At 51.0% G+C, this 13,567-nt stretch carries 12 protein-coding genes and 1 pseudogene; 6 read left to right on the top strand and 7 right to left on the bottom strand.

Going from position 1 to position 13,567, the window contains the following annotated elements:
• Positions 1 to 49: 49 nt before the first annotated feature.
• The 4 genes from AC50YG_RS08680 to AC50YG_RS08665 form a co-directional block, all read right to left on the bottom strand.
• Positions 50 to 820 carry an HAD family hydrolase gene (locus AC50YG_RS08680; RefSeq protein WP_494826148.1) on the bottom strand — a complete coding sequence of 257 codons (771 nt, stop codon included), beginning with the start codon at positions 818 to 820 and terminating at the stop codon, positions 50 to 52.
• Between the two features lie 43 nt (positions 821 to 863).
• Entirely contained in the window at positions 864 to 1,622 is a 759-nt protein-coding gene (locus tag AC50YG_RS08675) for a sulfotransferase family 2 domain-containing protein (protein WP_494826147.1), read from the bottom strand.
• A gap of 50 nt (positions 1,623 to 1,672) precedes the next feature.
• Complete coding sequence (gene cysC, locus AC50YG_RS08670) at positions 1,673 to 2,275, bottom strand: adenylyl-sulfate kinase (protein ID WP_494826146.1); 603 nt, start codon at positions 2,273 to 2,275, stop codon at positions 1,673 to 1,675.
• Positions 2,276 to 2,479: 204 nt separating this feature from the next.
• Positions 2,480 to 3,214: an SDR family oxidoreductase gene (locus AC50YG_RS08665; protein ID WP_494826144.1), complete on the bottom strand. Its 735-nt coding sequence runs from the start codon at positions 3,212 to 3,214 to the stop codon at positions 2,480 to 2,482.
• A 200-nt stretch (positions 3,215 to 3,414) separates the two neighbouring features.
• Between AC50YG_RS08665 and AC50YG_RS08660 the strand changes: the two are divergent.
• Positions 3,415 to 3,735 (top strand): annotated as a pseudogene (locus AC50YG_RS08660) (winged helix-turn-helix transcriptional regulator); the annotation flags it as partial.
• A 100-nt stretch (positions 3,736 to 3,835) separates the two neighbouring features.
• On the top strand, positions 3,836 to 4,774 hold the full coding sequence (locus AC50YG_RS08655) for an aldo/keto reductase family protein (RefSeq protein WP_494826142.1): 939 nt from the start codon (positions 3,836 to 3,838) through the stop codon (positions 4,772 to 4,774).
• Positions 4,775 to 4,855: 81 nt separating this feature from the next.
• Here AC50YG_RS08655 and AC50YG_RS08650 read toward each other — a convergent pair whose 3' ends face one another.
• Positions 4,856 to 5,200, bottom strand: coding sequence for a hypothetical protein (locus tag AC50YG_RS08650; RefSeq protein ID WP_494826141.1), 345 nt, complete (start codon positions 5,198 to 5,200; stop codon positions 4,856 to 4,858).
• A gap of 362 nt (positions 5,201 to 5,562) precedes the next feature.
• Between AC50YG_RS08650 and AC50YG_RS08645 the strand changes: the two genes are divergently transcribed.
• The 3 genes from AC50YG_RS08645 (at position 5,563) to AC50YG_RS08635 (ending at position 9,442) form a co-directional block, all read left to right on the top strand.
• On the top strand, positions 5,563 to 6,606 hold the full coding sequence (locus AC50YG_RS08645; protein ID WP_494826139.1) for an NAD(P)/FAD-dependent oxidoreductase: 1,044 nt from the start codon (positions 5,563 to 5,565) through the stop codon (positions 6,604 to 6,606).
• 37 nt (positions 6,607 to 6,643) lie between these two features.
• The gene (locus AC50YG_RS08640) at positions 6,644 to 8,305 is read left to right on the top strand and encodes an ABC transporter substrate-binding protein (RefSeq protein WP_494826137.1); all 1,662 of its coding nucleotides are present in this window, start codon (positions 6,644 to 6,646) and stop codon (positions 8,303 to 8,305) included.
• Positions 8,306 to 8,398: 93 nt separating this feature from the next.
• Positions 8,399 to 9,442, top strand: coding sequence for an ABC transporter substrate-binding protein (locus AC50YG_RS08635; protein ID WP_494826135.1), 1,044 nt, complete (start codon positions 8,399 to 8,401; stop codon positions 9,440 to 9,442).
• 73 nt (positions 9,443 to 9,515) lie between these two features.
• Here the strand turns inward: AC50YG_RS08635 and AC50YG_RS08630 are convergent, their stop codons facing one another.
• Positions 9,516 to 10,538 (bottom strand): ABC transporter substrate-binding protein, encoded by a 1,023-nt coding sequence (locus tag AC50YG_RS08630; RefSeq protein WP_494826133.1) that lies wholly within the window; start codon positions 10,536 to 10,538, stop codon positions 9,516 to 9,518.
• 119 nt (positions 10,539 to 10,657) lie between these two features.
• Entirely contained in the window at positions 10,658 to 12,289 is a 1,632-nt protein-coding gene (locus AC50YG_RS08625) for a helix-turn-helix domain-containing protein (protein ID WP_494826132.1), read from the bottom strand.
• A 143-nt stretch (positions 12,290 to 12,432) separates the two neighbouring features.
• On the opposite strand from AC50YG_RS08625, the gene AC50YG_RS08620 reads away from it, so the two are divergent.
• Positions 12,433 to 13,407: a helix-turn-helix transcriptional regulator gene (locus AC50YG_RS08620; protein ID WP_494826131.1), complete on the top strand. Its 975-nt coding sequence runs from the start codon at positions 12,433 to 12,435 to the stop codon at positions 13,405 to 13,407.
• Positions 13,408 to 13,567: the final 160 nt, after the last annotated feature.

Genomic DNA, 13,567 nt, shown 5'->3' with positions numbered 1-13,567 from the left:
GGCATATAACGCATCCGTGACAGGTCAGATAGACGCCATACTATTTGGCTTAGTTGGAGTAACCGTCTTTGCGGTCTGGCAAAGGCAAAACACCCATTTTCACCAGCTGTTTCTGCAAATCTGTGTAATCAGACATGATGTAAGCAGGAGCATGCTCCGTTAACGGCTGCACCTGACGGTGATTGAACCAAATGGAGATCCAGCCTGCTTGCAGGGCGCCTACTACATCATTATTCCAAGAGTCGCCTATGTAGATGCAATTCTCCGGCAGCGTGCCTGTACGCTCATTCACCAGCTTGAAAATCCGCGGGTCGGGCTTGTCCCAGCCTACTTCACCGGAAATGAACTGACGGTCACGAGGGATCAAATCGTCGATATCCATCGCTTCGATTTTGCGGCGTTGATGGGCACCAGCTCCGTTGGTAATGAGGCCAACGATGTACCCGGTTTTTACAAGCCGCTCAAGCATTGCTTTTGCCCCTGGAAACATCACGATGTCGTATTGGCAGCCAATATAGGCAGCCTGCATCGCTGCGGCCTGCTCGTCCGTAAGCGCTGCGTCGAACTCGCCTAGCGCCAGCTGGAAGCGGCGCGTCCGCATCAGCTCCGTCGCAGCCCCAGCCTCCAGTGCGCCAGCGCCGCCCATTTGCTCGGATAGCACATCGCTGTAATGCCGCATGCGGCGGTAGGCTGCTTCATAAGGGAAGGCTTCGCTAAGCTGAAGCACTTCTTGTACTGCTTTCGTAAAAGGAGGCAAATGATCATACAGCGTATCATCCACATCGAAAAAAATACCTTTTTTTAAGCTATTATCCGTCATGGCGAGTTCTCTCCCGTTTTCGTCTATTTCATTGTCAGTTCCTCTAATAGTAACCCAATTGGTCCTCGCCCTGCCAGCGGCAATTGCGTTTATAAAGGCGGAGCTCCTCCCGAGAAGCATGTGAAAGCGCATAAAGCTTTTTCAGCAGAAGCTGGCGGGCAAAATAGTACAGCTCAACATCACTCGCATTTTTGCTATGGATGATGTCAATGATGTCGCTGGTCAGTTCCGTTTTTGGCGGGCGGCTTTTATTGGCATTTATTTTCGAATAAACCTTCGGCTCCCAGCCCATTGTTTTCATAAACAAAAATTGCGATTCCGCATACAGCTCCGTAATGCCGGCGAATGAAACATGCTGCTCCAAATTCCTGGTCGCCAAGCTCAAATCGGGAGTTGTGCTCCATAGCTCTCCGCTCAGAAACCGGGTTTGCAAATTTACATATTCAGGATCAAAATACGAATTATTCAGAAACTCCTCGAACGTAAGATAGGGATTGTAGTTATCGAGATAACTCTTATTTTTGTATTTAAAATAAAAGAAGGAGGCGATCTGGTCCACTGGATCACGCAGCATCGTCACGTATTGGCAGGGACGGCTAGTGGCTTTGTGAAGTCCAAATGGGAGGTGGCCGCATAGCGCATCGGCCTGTTTGAGGGTTTGCCGCAGCAAGTCGGGTTTATCCGCCACCTGAAAAAAGTAAACAGCGTTCGGGCAATGCTCATTAATCGCCTGCGTGAAGGAGGTTCCCCCGGTTTTTGGAATGTGTACATAGAGCAGCAGCGGCTCCTTGGCTGTTTTCATTATTTCGCACCTCACCTTGTTCATGAAAAACTAGCTGATGCCTTCGTCGCTTATAAGCAGCCGTTGTCTCTTAAATAATCCAAAATGAGGCGGACGGATTCCTTAGGTGTATGCCTGTCGCTTTCGATGATGATTTCAGGCTGCTCTGGCGCTTCGTAAACGGAGGAAATGCCCGTGAAATCTTGGATTTTACCGGCGCGGGCTTTTTTGTACAGCCCCTTCGGGTCCCGACGCTCACATTCAATCAACGAGCATTTGACATAAATCTCAATAAACTCATCCTCGGAAAAAAAGGATCTGACCCGCTCGCGATCGGCTCGGTAGGGGGAAATGGCAGCGACCAGCGCGATTAATCCGGCATCGGAGAACAGCCGAGCGGCTTCGCCAATGCGGCGGATATTTTCACTGCGGTCCTGCTGGCTGAAGCCGAGCCCCTGATTTAAGCCAAGCCGCAGATTGTCCCCATCCAAAACATAGCTGTGCATATGGCGCTTAAACAGCTCATGCTCCACTTCGTAAGCCAAAGTCGATTTGCCGGAGCCTGACAAGCCGGTAAACCATAGCACGCAGCTTTTATGCCCATTCAGCTGATGCCGCTCGTCCTTGCTTACTTTGGGAAAATGCCGCACATTAGGGGGCGTTTCATGTTTCATATGTCCACTTCGCTTCCGGAGGGCGCTACGGTCCTTTTTATACTAAATTATGTTTCGCTGCGACAATCGTTCGTACAATAACACAAAATCAGGCACAGTGGCCTGTGCCTGATTTTAGGGGGACGGAACAGCCCCTCTATGCCCCGTTTTGCTGCCAGAGTCGCTGATGCGGGCTTCACGTCCTACTCGTGTAAACGAATAGAGCTAGCGCAGCAAATAGCCGCCGTCGGGATGCAGCGTCGTGCCTGTCGTGTAGCTGTTCGTCATTAAATAGACAACCGTATGCGCGGCTTCTGCCGCTTCTCCAACTCGTCCCAGCACATTCATATTCGTGTAGGCATCATAGGAGGCATCGCGGGTTGCTTGCTCGGCGCCCTCCCAATTGAATGCCGTATAAATCGTCCCCGGCGAGATGACATTAGCTCTGATCTTCTTAGGAGCAAGCTCGACAGCGAGCGCTTTGCCCAAGCTTTCAATCGCGCCATTGCAGGCGGCATAGGATGCTCCATCCGCAAGCGGCCGCTGGCTGAATGCGCCGGACATAAGCACGACGGAGCCAGCTGGCTGAAGATAAGGGAGTGCGTATTTCACCGCATAATATTGCGGCCAGAACTTCGCCTTGAAGCAGCTTTCCGCTGTCGCTTCATCCGAAGTGATTGGCCCCCGCACATAAGAGGCTCCCGGGGTGAACAAGTGGTCGAAGCTGCCGATTTGCTTGAAAAATAGTTCCAGCTGGCGGTTGTCGCGATTATCCAGCGCATACGTCTCAACCTTGTCAGAGCTGAGCAGCTGACGGGCTGCTGCCAGCTTCTCCTCGGAGCGTCCGGCAATAACGACGGACGCCCCCTGTTCAAGTGCCTGCCGAGCTGTTGCCAGGCCAATTCCCGAGCTGCCGCCAATAATAACGACGCGTTGCTTGTCTAAAGTTAGAGCGGTCATAGGTAAACCTCCTGATTTTATCGATGGGCGATTATCGCCATTACAGTTATTATTGGAGAGAAGATAAGCGCTGCCAAGTACGCAGTTTTTTCGTACATAGTCCGAAATTTCGTACCATCAGCAAGCGCGCGGAGGTTAGGCGGTGGGCGTGCAGAATAGGCATTTAGCTGGTATGATGATAGAGAGGGGAGTAGACTGGGATGAATTTACAAGAGCCGAGATTGGCAGGGGTTATTGCAACGCTGGAAGTAATCGGAGGCAAATGGAAGCCGCTCATCCTGTTTATTTTACTCGTAGAAGGTACGAAACGATTTGGCGAGCTGCGGCGGTTGATACCAGATGTATCGCAAGGAACACTTGCAAAGCAGCTTCGTGAGCTGGAGGAAGACGGGCTTGTGCAGCGTGAAATATTTCAGGAGATCCCGCCCCGTGTAGAGTACAGTCTGACCGACCATGGGCTTAGCGTGTCGGCAGTGCTGGACAGCATGTGCGGCTGGGGTAGGAAGCATGCCCGGTTTGTGAAAGAGCTGGAAACCAATAAGGCCACGAATTCCCTCCCACCAAAGGCATCAGCCGAGGTGAACGGGAAGACGGACCGGACGTATGAGGAGATGAGTTCAAATGCAATTTCGTAATTTAGGAAGAAGCGGTTTGAAGGTCAGCGAGATCAGTCTGGGAAGCTGGTTGACATACGGGGGCTACGTGGAGCGGGACAATGCCGTCAAAGCGATTGAGACCGCCTATGGCTTAGGCATTAATTTTTTTGATACCGCCAATGTGTATGAACGGGGCGAGGCTGAGAAGGTGATGGGCGAAACGCTGCGTGCGTATCCCCGCGAATCGTACGTGCTTGCAACGAAAGTGTTTGGCAAAATGGGCGATGGCCCGAATGACCAAGGTCTGTCTCGCAAGCATATTACGGAGCAGTGCCATGCCAGCCTGAAGCGTCTTGGCGCCGACTATATTGATCTTTATTACTGCCACCGCCATGATCCGAATACGCCGATGGAGGAGACGCTGCGGGCGCTGGACGATCTGGTTCGCCAGGGGAAAGTGCTGTACGTCGGCATCAGCGAATGGACGGCGGCGCAGATGGCGGAAGCGCATGCGATTGCCGATCGTTATTTGCTGGACCGCATCATAGCGAATCAGCCGATCTATAATATGTTCAACCGTTACATCGAGAAGGAAGTCATTCCTTTCGGGGAACGTGGCGGCATTGGCCAAGTGGTGTTCTCGCCGCTGGCGCAAGGCTTGCTGACGGGCAAATACAGCTCGGTAAGTGAGCTTCCGGCGGACAGCCGGGCAGCCAAGCTTGAAAATATGCGCAAAAATGTGACCGATGAGAAAATTGCCAAGGTACAGCAGCTGGGCAAAATTGCTGCCGAGCTGGAGCTGACGGTTGGACAGCTGGCGCTGGCCTGGATTTTGCGCCAGCCGAATGTGTCCAGTGCGCTTGTGGGCGCCAGCCGCCCGGCACAGGTCGAAGAGAATGCCAAAGCAGCAGGCGTAGAGCTTAACGCTGACGTTTTGGAGCGAATTGAGGAAATATTGGCTTAATAGATAATCGGAATAAGTGAGTGAAAATAGAGCAGGCCGCTTGGGGTTTATTCCTCAAGCGGCTTTTTGAGTAGATAGCATTCATTTTTTTTGAAATAACGCTATTAAAGGAAATGAAAGAATGACGCCAAAAATAATGCAATATAAAGCAAGATCAGCGCTTAGATATTTGAACTGTACCAAAAATAGCATAATGGCTATATAACCTAAGCTAAACAAATAAGAATAGTGGCCTGTTTTCTTGAATAATAAAGAACGGGCTTCCACCGAACTAGCTTTCATCTTCACCCCAAAGTGCAGGATGAAGTCGGATATTATGCCTACGATAATGAGCGCTCCGAGGAAGATGAAATCATTACTTAGTAGAAATATAGCTAATACCAAGCTTGAAAGTTCACCAACAATACGAAATGAAGGATTGTTCATATATGCCTCTTTCCAGACTTACACCATCTATACTATTGTACATTAGACTATTAATATTGTGGATCCAAACTTGAAAAAACCAACATTGTGAGGACTCACGTTCCGCTATTCTAGCTTTTGCTCCGATTTTAGGCTGTAAGCGGACAGGAAAGCCGCTATCACCTGCATCATCCCGTCAAAATGGCAATGGGCAGTGCATTAGCGTCTCCTGTGTCCGCCAAGACTAGCTTTATAGACAGCCCCTTATTAGATTTGTCTAAAGGATTGTTCTATTTTGTCCATTGCTCTTTGCCAGAAAGGAAGGCTACAATAAAGAATGTAGTGAGAATGAATATCAAATTCAAGGTTTGGGAGGAACAATAGTGTCAGAACAGCTGGAATTATACGATGTAACGATTATTGGCGGCGGTCCTGCAGGACTATATGCTGCTTTCTATAGCGGGATGAGGGACATGAAGACGAAGGTGATTGATGCTCAGGAGGAGCTGGGCGGACGGATGCTGATTTACCCGGAAAAAATGATTTGGGACGTAGGTGGAGTCACTCCGATTTTATGCGAGAAGCTTATTGGACAGCTCAAGCAGCAGTCGCAAACCTTTGACCCGACCATTGAGCTTGGGCAGCAAATTCGTAATTTGACGAGGCTTGAGGACGGGACGTATATGCTTGAAGCATCCACGGGGGAGAAGCATTGGACGCGTACCGTTATTTTGGCCATTGGCCGGGGCATCTTGAAGATGGCAAAGCTGGAGCTGGAGGGCGCCGAGCGCTACGAAGTATCCAATTTGCATTATACGGTGCAGGAGCTGGAGCCGTTCCGAGGCAAGCGGGTGCTCATTTCTGGCGGCGGCAACTCGGCTGTCGATTGGGCGAATGAGCTGGAGCCGATTGCGGCACAGGTGACGGTCATTCATCGCCGGGAGTATTTTGGCGGCCATGAGAAAAATGTCATCAAGATGAAAACCTCCTCCTGCGATGTCCGCACGCCATGGGAGGTTACGCAGCTGTACAGCGGCGATGGATCTACGATCAGTAAGGTAACGGTGAGACATTTGGAGACGGAGGAAACAGAGCAGCTGGAGGTGGATGCAGTCATCGTCAACCACGGGCTGAAGTCCGATTTCAGCGGTATTAGAGACTGGGGCATTGGCATGGATGAGTGGTGCGTATATGTAACTCCGAAGCTGGAGACAGATTTGCCAGGCATCTTCGCCGCAGGAGACTTTGCTTCCTATGACAGCAAGCTGAATCTAATCGCTGGAGCGTTCACCGATGCCGCGTTAGCGGTCAACAGTGCGAAGCTTTTCATAGACCCGAAGGCGGATGGGGTGGCTTACGTATCCTCGCATAATTCCCGCTTTAAGGAGAAAAATCTAGCCCTCGGCGTTAAAGAAGAAGATGCTTAATGAAGGAAAGAAGATTAGCTTAGATAGGATGTGAAAAATGATGCTGCGCTCTTCGGCAAATGCTGGCCGCCCTCAAGTCCAGCATAGCTTCTATATGCCTGTGCGGCTGCGGGAGCTTCAACAGGTCCTGGAAGAAAAACATCAGGAAGCAGCTGCTCCTCTATACCAGATCCTCATTGTGTGGGGCGGAGAGGGCGCACTTTATATTCATAACTATTATCATGAATTGTCCCGAGGCAGCGTGTGGCTCAGCGGCCCTTCGCTGTCTAAGCTTCAAATAGAGCAGCGTTCGGAATTGCGAGGCATTTTGCTGGAATACAGCTGTATTCCAGCTGCTGGCGAAGCAGGAGCCGGGCTTGAGCATCCGGCTCCGCTGCAGCGCTGCCCAGCTGTCATCCTTCGGCTTGCCAGCGAACTGGCGAATGTGTGGAATCAGCGTGATCCCCATTCGCCTTTTCGCGTTCAACAGCTGTTTACCGAGCTGCTTGCTGAGCTGCATAAGGAGCTTGCAAGCCGGCAAAAGCCTGCCAGCTCATGGCTGGAGCAAGCAGAGGCTTATGTCGAGGAGCATTATAGCGAGGATATAACAAGGGATCAGCTGGCGAGTCGCGCCGGGGTCAGCCCAGAGCATTTTTCACGAATGTTCCGCAAGCATACGGGCAGGACATTCAATGCCCATTTGACACTGCTTCGTATACGGAGTGCGCAGCAGCGTTTGCTGGCGGGAACAGCTCCTGATCTTGGCACGCTGGCGCAGGAGGTTGGCTACAAGGAGGGCATCTATCTCAGCCGCAAGTTTAAGGAAGGCATCGGCTTGTCTCCGACCGCTTATTTGCGTAAACCCAAACGGCTCGTTTCACTGAATTTGAACCATACCGCCAGCCTAATGGCACTCGGCATTATTCCGGAGCTCGGCGTATATACGTCATGGCTGGAAGGGATGCGGGGAGGCTTGCAGCCGGGGGTGCGCCAGAGTCAGAGCGGAGGCCGAAGCGGGAACGGGAACGGGAGCTTTAACCCCTACGGGCATACGCCGCTGACGTTTTACGAGGCAATTGCAGCAGCTAAGCCAGATGTTATTATCAACTACAGCGGTGCAGAGGAGAATAGGCGGCTTCTGCCGCTTGCTCCAGTCATCGAGCTGCCCGTTCGAACGATGAATTGGCGAGAGCAATTTTTGCTGATTGCTGGCATCGTAGATCGCAGACAGCAGGCGGAGGCATGGCTGGCGCAATACGATGAGCGAATCTATTCCATTAATCTCCAGCTCGATCGGGAGCTGGGCAGCCGAGGGACGGCAATCGTCTGGGAAATCGGCCACAATACCGCGTATTGTTTCAACAGCAGCTTTGGAAGAGGCTGTCAGATTCTTTACGATGATATGGGCTTTCGCCTTCCAGCACCGCTGGTGGAGCAAAATATTTCCGCCAAAGGCTTCATTGAAACCGGCATCGAGATGCTGGCCGCCTATCCGGCGGATCATATTTTTATAACGGGGCTGCCAACTTATGCTGATGACAAGAAGCGGGTGCAGCGTTTGTTTCAATCCGCAAGCTGGAGGAAGCTGGACGCTGTGCGCGAGAAGCGTGTGCATATCTTGAAGGAGTCGGAGCTGTTCTACGGGTATGACCCTTTGTCCTCGCAGGCGCAGCTGGGGGAGCTGGCCAGCGCACTGGCGCCGCATCACAAATTTGCATAGTGCCAGATCATTTTAAGGCATAGTCATTTGTTCGTTTACACGTTAAAGTGTAACTGAGAATGATTATCGATATAAAATGAGGGGGATTCAAACGTGTTTTTGAAAAATCAAGGCCAAAATCATAAGCGCAGCATGGCTGCTATGCTAGTTATGCTGCTGCTATGTGTAAGCATCTTTACAGCATGCGGTACAGCAGCAGAGTCGAACGAGAACAGCAAGGCGAATGCAGAGAGTGAAGCGACAGCGCAGGCATCGAGTGAAGCAAGCAATGGCGGCGCTGCAGAAGCAACACCAGAAGCTAGCGATGATCCTAACGCAGTCAGAACGATTTCTACTGTAAATGGCGATATTGAAATTCCCGCTCAGCCAAAGCGCATCGTGGCTGAAGAATACCTCGGAAGCTTGATTGCCCTAGACGTTGTGCCAGTCGGGGCGCCGGGATTAACGCTGAAAAACTATTATTTTAAAGAGGCGCTTACCGGTGTTGATGATACGGGGGAATATGGCAAGCCGTCTGCCGAGAAAATTGCAGCTCTTGCTCCCGATTTGATTATTACGGCCAATGGAGAAAACTACGATCTGCTCAGCAAAATTGCACCTACCCTCCATATTCCGTATGGCGATCTCAAAAACGCGCATGAAGAGCTGACGTATTTCGGGAAGGTGCTGGGCAAAGAACAAGAGGCAAAGACTTGGCTGGAGGAATTTGACCGTCGCATTGCTGAAGCGAAGGCGAAGGTGGACGCGGCCATTCCGGCAGACGCAACCTTTTCCATTTTTGAGCATATGGAGAAGTCGACCTATGCCTACGGAGATAATTTCGGACGTGGAGGCCAGCCGGTGTATCAAGCGCTTGGACGCAAGCCGCCGACCGACGTAGCAGAAGTCATTATGGAAAAGCAGTGGGCTGAGCTTTCGGCAGAGATCGTTCCAGAATATGCTGGGGATTATATTGTTATGACCTCGAACGACTGGACACTGGCTGATTTTGAGGCTGATCCGATTTGGAGCAACCTTCCGGCAGTGAAAAATGGCAAGCTGTACGTGTGGCCAGAAGAGCGCTCGTGGTACTACGATCCGCTCGCGGTACTGGCTCAGACTGAAGAGCTTGCGGACTGGCTTACTAAAGGCAATTAATCATTAGCAGCATTAAGCTTTCCATACGAAAAGCCGCCGAAGCATTTTCGGCGGCTTGCTTGATTTTTAGACATTAGGAGGCTTGCTCCTGGTTAGCCTGCTCCGAGAGCATTTTGACAATTTCCTGAATTTGCAGCTTCAAGGAAACAGGATCATTTCCCCAGAACAATTCAGGATCAAGATTGAACACATGGTTATTTTTAACGGCAGCCAGCGATTTCCATAGTCCTTGATTGCTTCCCCACACCTCGGAAATCATGTCTCCCTGGTCGAGAAAAATATAATCGCCGGCATAGTCTTCAATGACCTCGTAGGAAATTTGGCGATAGGCTTCCTTGCCGATCATTTCTTGCTTTTGCTTGTCAGGAGGGGGCAGCTTCAAGTGCGTATAGATCGCCTCGCCACCGCGGTAGCCGCCATCTCCATAAATGTAGAAGCCGCTGTCTACGACGAAGACGCCCATGAGCGAGAAGGTATCTTCAGGTTTAATAATATCTGCAAGCTTCGCCCGTTCTTGTCCAACAAGCTGGTCAAATTCAGCGAGCCACTGCTCGGCATCTGCTTCTTTGCCGACTGCAGAGCCAAGGAAACGCAGTGTCTCATGGATATCGGTGTACGTGCTGAAGGGCAAGGCAACCGTCGGGGCGATTTTGTCGTATTGCTCCAAAATTTTCTCGTCGCCTGTCCACGTTACGATAATATCGGGCTTCAAGTCGAGTATTTTCTCAAGGTTGCGTTCGCCCGTGCTTTCAATGCCGTCAATTTGGTCCTGGATAACTTTGTTTTCAAGCTCCCATGAGGTGGAGCCGACCGGTTTAATGCCCATGACGAGCATCTCCGGCAAATAGCCGTCTGTTACGATACGCTGCGGGTTAACGGGAACCTCAACGTCTCCCCGAAGCGTTTTTACGATACGGGTCATTGCCTCTGGAGAAGCTTCGGCCTCCGCAGAGGCGGATGGAGATGGCGACGGTGATTCCGAGGTGACGGCATTGCCGCTGCCATTGCTGCCGCCTGCCGAGTTTCCGCAAGCAGCGAGGGACAGCGCCAGTAAAAGTAAAACAAACATTTTCGTAACCTTATGTAATTGATACATATAATCCTCCGATAAAATAATAATGATTATCATTCGCGATGATAAATCTATTATAACGGCAGCGGAAGAGAAAGGTCGATGTGATATAGTTGGATATTTGGCTGGGAAAATTGTTGGATTTATACGTCTGTTTTCGGAGCTGCAGCTGCTTCGGCTAAAAGAAGCTCGACCATAATATCCAGTTGTTTCTCCAGCGATACACCATCGTCCATCCAAAATTCATGCAGCTTCAGCAGATGGATTTTGGTGCCTTGTTCATTCACAAGCTGCTGCCAGAAGCTGCGTTCCATCAGCTTGCTTCTAAAAGCCTCCGTGTCATCGGCTGTTACGATCAAAAACATATGCTTGGCAGCATAAGGCAGTAAATGCTGTTCCTTCAAGGCCAGATGGCTGTTCGCCTCAATAACTTCCTTCTGGATAGCAGCGGGAGGCGTTAGTCCAAGCAGCTTATAAAGGATAAAGGCGGAGCGGACAGGCGGATGGAGAATCATCCATGAGTCCTCATATCTCAGCTCATACAAGCCGAACGTATCACCATGAGCCAGATGCTGTGCGAGTCGCCGCTTTGCCACTGCTCCTTGCTGCTGCAAGCTGGATATCCAGTTTTCGGCTTCCGTTGTACGCCCAAGCAGCTTGCCGATCATTCTTACTTCCTCCAGCTTGTCCATCTCACCCCACGGCAGCATAATGACGGGAGCGATGCGTTCAAGAGCCTTGAGCATATGAGGCATGTTGTAATGGTAAGTAGGCGCAATAATTAAATCGGGTGCAAGCGTTCGAAGCTCCTCGACCTGTTCGATGTCCGCCAGCTCCATGATGCCGGTCAGCCGGCCCTGCAGCAGCAACGAGGAACGCAGCACCTCGCGAGGTGCCGCCAGCGGCTGAATGCCGACAGCAAGCAGGGCTCCAAGAAACTGCATGCCCACGATACGCGTTGCATGCTTCCTGCTGCGAAAGCTGCTGGGCGACAGATGAGCGATTTTTTGGAACGTCTTGCCTAAATAAGAGCCGTCCGCAAAGCCGGTTTTATAAGCGATTTCCTGCATTTTATCGTTGGTGAGCAGCAGCAGCCGCTTGGCCTCGTCTATGCGCAGCCGATATACATATTCAGCGAAGCTCCAGCCGGTTTCCTTGCGAAACAGCGAGGAGAAATAGCTTTCGTTGAAGCCGGCCATTTTCGCCAAATAAGAACGGCTGAGCGGCGAGCGGTAATGCTGCTTCATATAAGCGAGCACCTGATGAATAGGCTTATCCTTTTTTAAATAATGGTTGCTGTACAAATCGCGGGCAAAAAGCAAATCCAGCAGCTCATGCAGCATCAGATGCAGCTTTGGCGTACTTTGAATAGACCCTGTCAGCTTGACCACCTCCAGCATCTCATGCAGCAGACCAGCAGCTTGGCGCGGAAAGGCGAGCAGCTGCCCATGCTCAGGCAGCTGCTCGCTGCTTAGCTCATAGACCAGGCGGCTTTCTCCACGCTCCGTCATCCGGTAGCTGTTGAACGAAATGCCATAGACCGGCTCGAATGGCTTGCCTCCGGTCCTTCTGATATGAAGCTTATTTTCTGTTTGCCGGAGTAAAATCGCTTGGCCTTTCTCTACCGGATAGGAATGGCTATCAGACCCAACAACGATTGCTTCTGTTGGAACGATGATAGCCGGGAAGGTCGTAAAGGCAAGGACGGACGGGCTCGTCGTCCCGCTATCTGCAAGCAAGGAGGCTCCAAGCAGCTCATAGGTAATGGGGTTCATCGTTAACCACCTGTATTTTTATTTGCTACCCAGTCTATCATTGCTGGCTGAAGAGTACAATTCAACTTAAAGCTTTTCATTCCGGCGTGATACTGATACAATTCTAATTGAAAACGTTTCTCAATAAAGGTGGGGAAATAAGGATGAAACATACGTTGGAAGCCCAACATATCGAATCTTTATATAATGAATGGATCGGCGCAGAGCTAGGCGTTCCGGTGGAGCAGCTTTCGGATACGGTTAAGCTTCCTGAACAATGGGGAGATGGCTATTTGCAGCGCACGCGCTTGCGGCCGGGCATGGAGCTGCATACGATTGATGTAAAGCTGCATGAAAATCATATTTTTCATATTGATGTGCAGTATCCGCATTTGGAAATTTCATTAACGCAGCACGGCAACGGCTGTTGGTCGATTGAGGGCAGGCGCGAGGAGCGGGCGATGGGCTCGGGTGGGACGCAAATGATTTATTTGCACGATACGCGTATCCATTTCGAGCAATTGCATTCGGATCGGCTGGCTCATATGGAGCTGCGGATTGATTTTAGCATATGGAAGCATCTATTCTCGTATTTCCCTTGGCAGGCTGGCGATACGTTTTATTGCGAGCAGCAGCAGTTGACACCGGAAATTAAGCAGGTATTCGATCAGTTGAAAAATTGCCCGTATACGGGCCCCATTCGACAGCATTATTTGGAAGGCAAAGCCTTTGAGCTGATTGCCCTATTTTGGTACGGGCTGGAACAGAAGAACGAGCTGGAGTCGGCGGCTTCGCGCTTGAAGACGGCCGATGTGGAGCGGCTCCATCAGGCGAAAAACATTTTATACCACAACCGCACCAATCCTCCGGGCTTGCTGGAGCTGGCGCGCCAGACGGGGCTGAATGATTTTAAGCTGAAGGCGGGCTTTAAGGAGCTGTTTGGCACAACTGTGTTCGGCTATATTCGCGAGGAGCGAATGCGGGAGGCGAAGCAGCTGCTGGAGCAGGGGAGAATGAATGTCAGCGAAGCGGCGATTATGGTCGGGTATACGAATATGAGCCACTTTGCCTCGCTGTTTCGCAAAACGTTCGGTATCAATCCGAGTGAATATGCCAGGCAGCAGAGCCGCTCCATGTGAGTGGTAACCCGATTGAAAAGCATAGGAGGGCCGGAGCCACGGTGGCGCTGACGTTAGAAATGACGATAGCGGACGGGGCTTCGGCTTTTTTTAATATAAAGAGGCTGATATTTAACGGTTCCTCCGTCTACCGTTAGGAATAATCCGTCCAGAGGTAGTT

Source organism: Paenibacillus sp. J31R34 (assembly GCF_059383715.1).
Note: the sequence above shows the minus strand (reverse complement) of the source record. Positions and strands in the feature narration are given on the sequence as shown.

Excerpts from the sequence above, each read along its gene's own strand:
- AC50YG_RS08625 (WP_494826132.1), bottom strand. The coding sequence starts at position 12,289 with ATGAACCCCATTACCTATGAGCTGCTTGGAGCCTCCTTGCTTGCAGAT.
- AC50YG_RS08650 (WP_494826141.1), bottom strand. The coding sequence starts at position 5,200 with ATGAACAATCCTTCATTTCGTATTGTTGGTGAACTTTCAAGCTTGGTA.
- AC50YG_RS08620 (WP_494826131.1), top strand. The coding sequence starts at position 12,433 with ATGAAACATACGTTGGAAGCCCAACATATCGAATCTTTATATAATGAA.
- AC50YG_RS08665 (WP_494826144.1), bottom strand. The coding sequence starts at position 3,214 with ATGACCGCTCTAACTTTAGACAAGCAACGCGTCGTTATTATTGGCGGC.
- AC50YG_RS08680 (WP_494826148.1), bottom strand. The coding sequence starts at position 820 with ATGACGGATAATAGCTTAAAAAAAGGTATTTTTTTCGATGTGGATGAT.
- AC50YG_RS08630 (WP_494826133.1), bottom strand. The coding sequence starts at position 10,538 with ATGTATCAATTACATAAGGTTACGAAAATGTTTGTTTTACTTTTACTG.
- cysC (WP_494826146.1), bottom strand. The coding sequence starts at position 2,275 with ATGAAACATGAAACGCCCCCTAATGTGCGGCATTTTCCCAAAGTAAGC.
- AC50YG_RS08675 (WP_494826147.1), bottom strand. The coding sequence starts at position 1,622 with ATGAAAACAGCCAAGGAGCCGCTGCTGCTCTATGTACACATTCCAAAA.
- AC50YG_RS08655 (WP_494826142.1), top strand. The coding sequence starts at position 3,836 with ATGCAATTTCGTAATTTAGGAAGAAGCGGTTTGAAGGTCAGCGAGATC.
- AC50YG_RS08640 (WP_494826137.1), top strand. The coding sequence starts at position 6,644 with ATGATGCTGCGCTCTTCGGCAAATGCTGGCCGCCCTCAAGTCCAGCAT.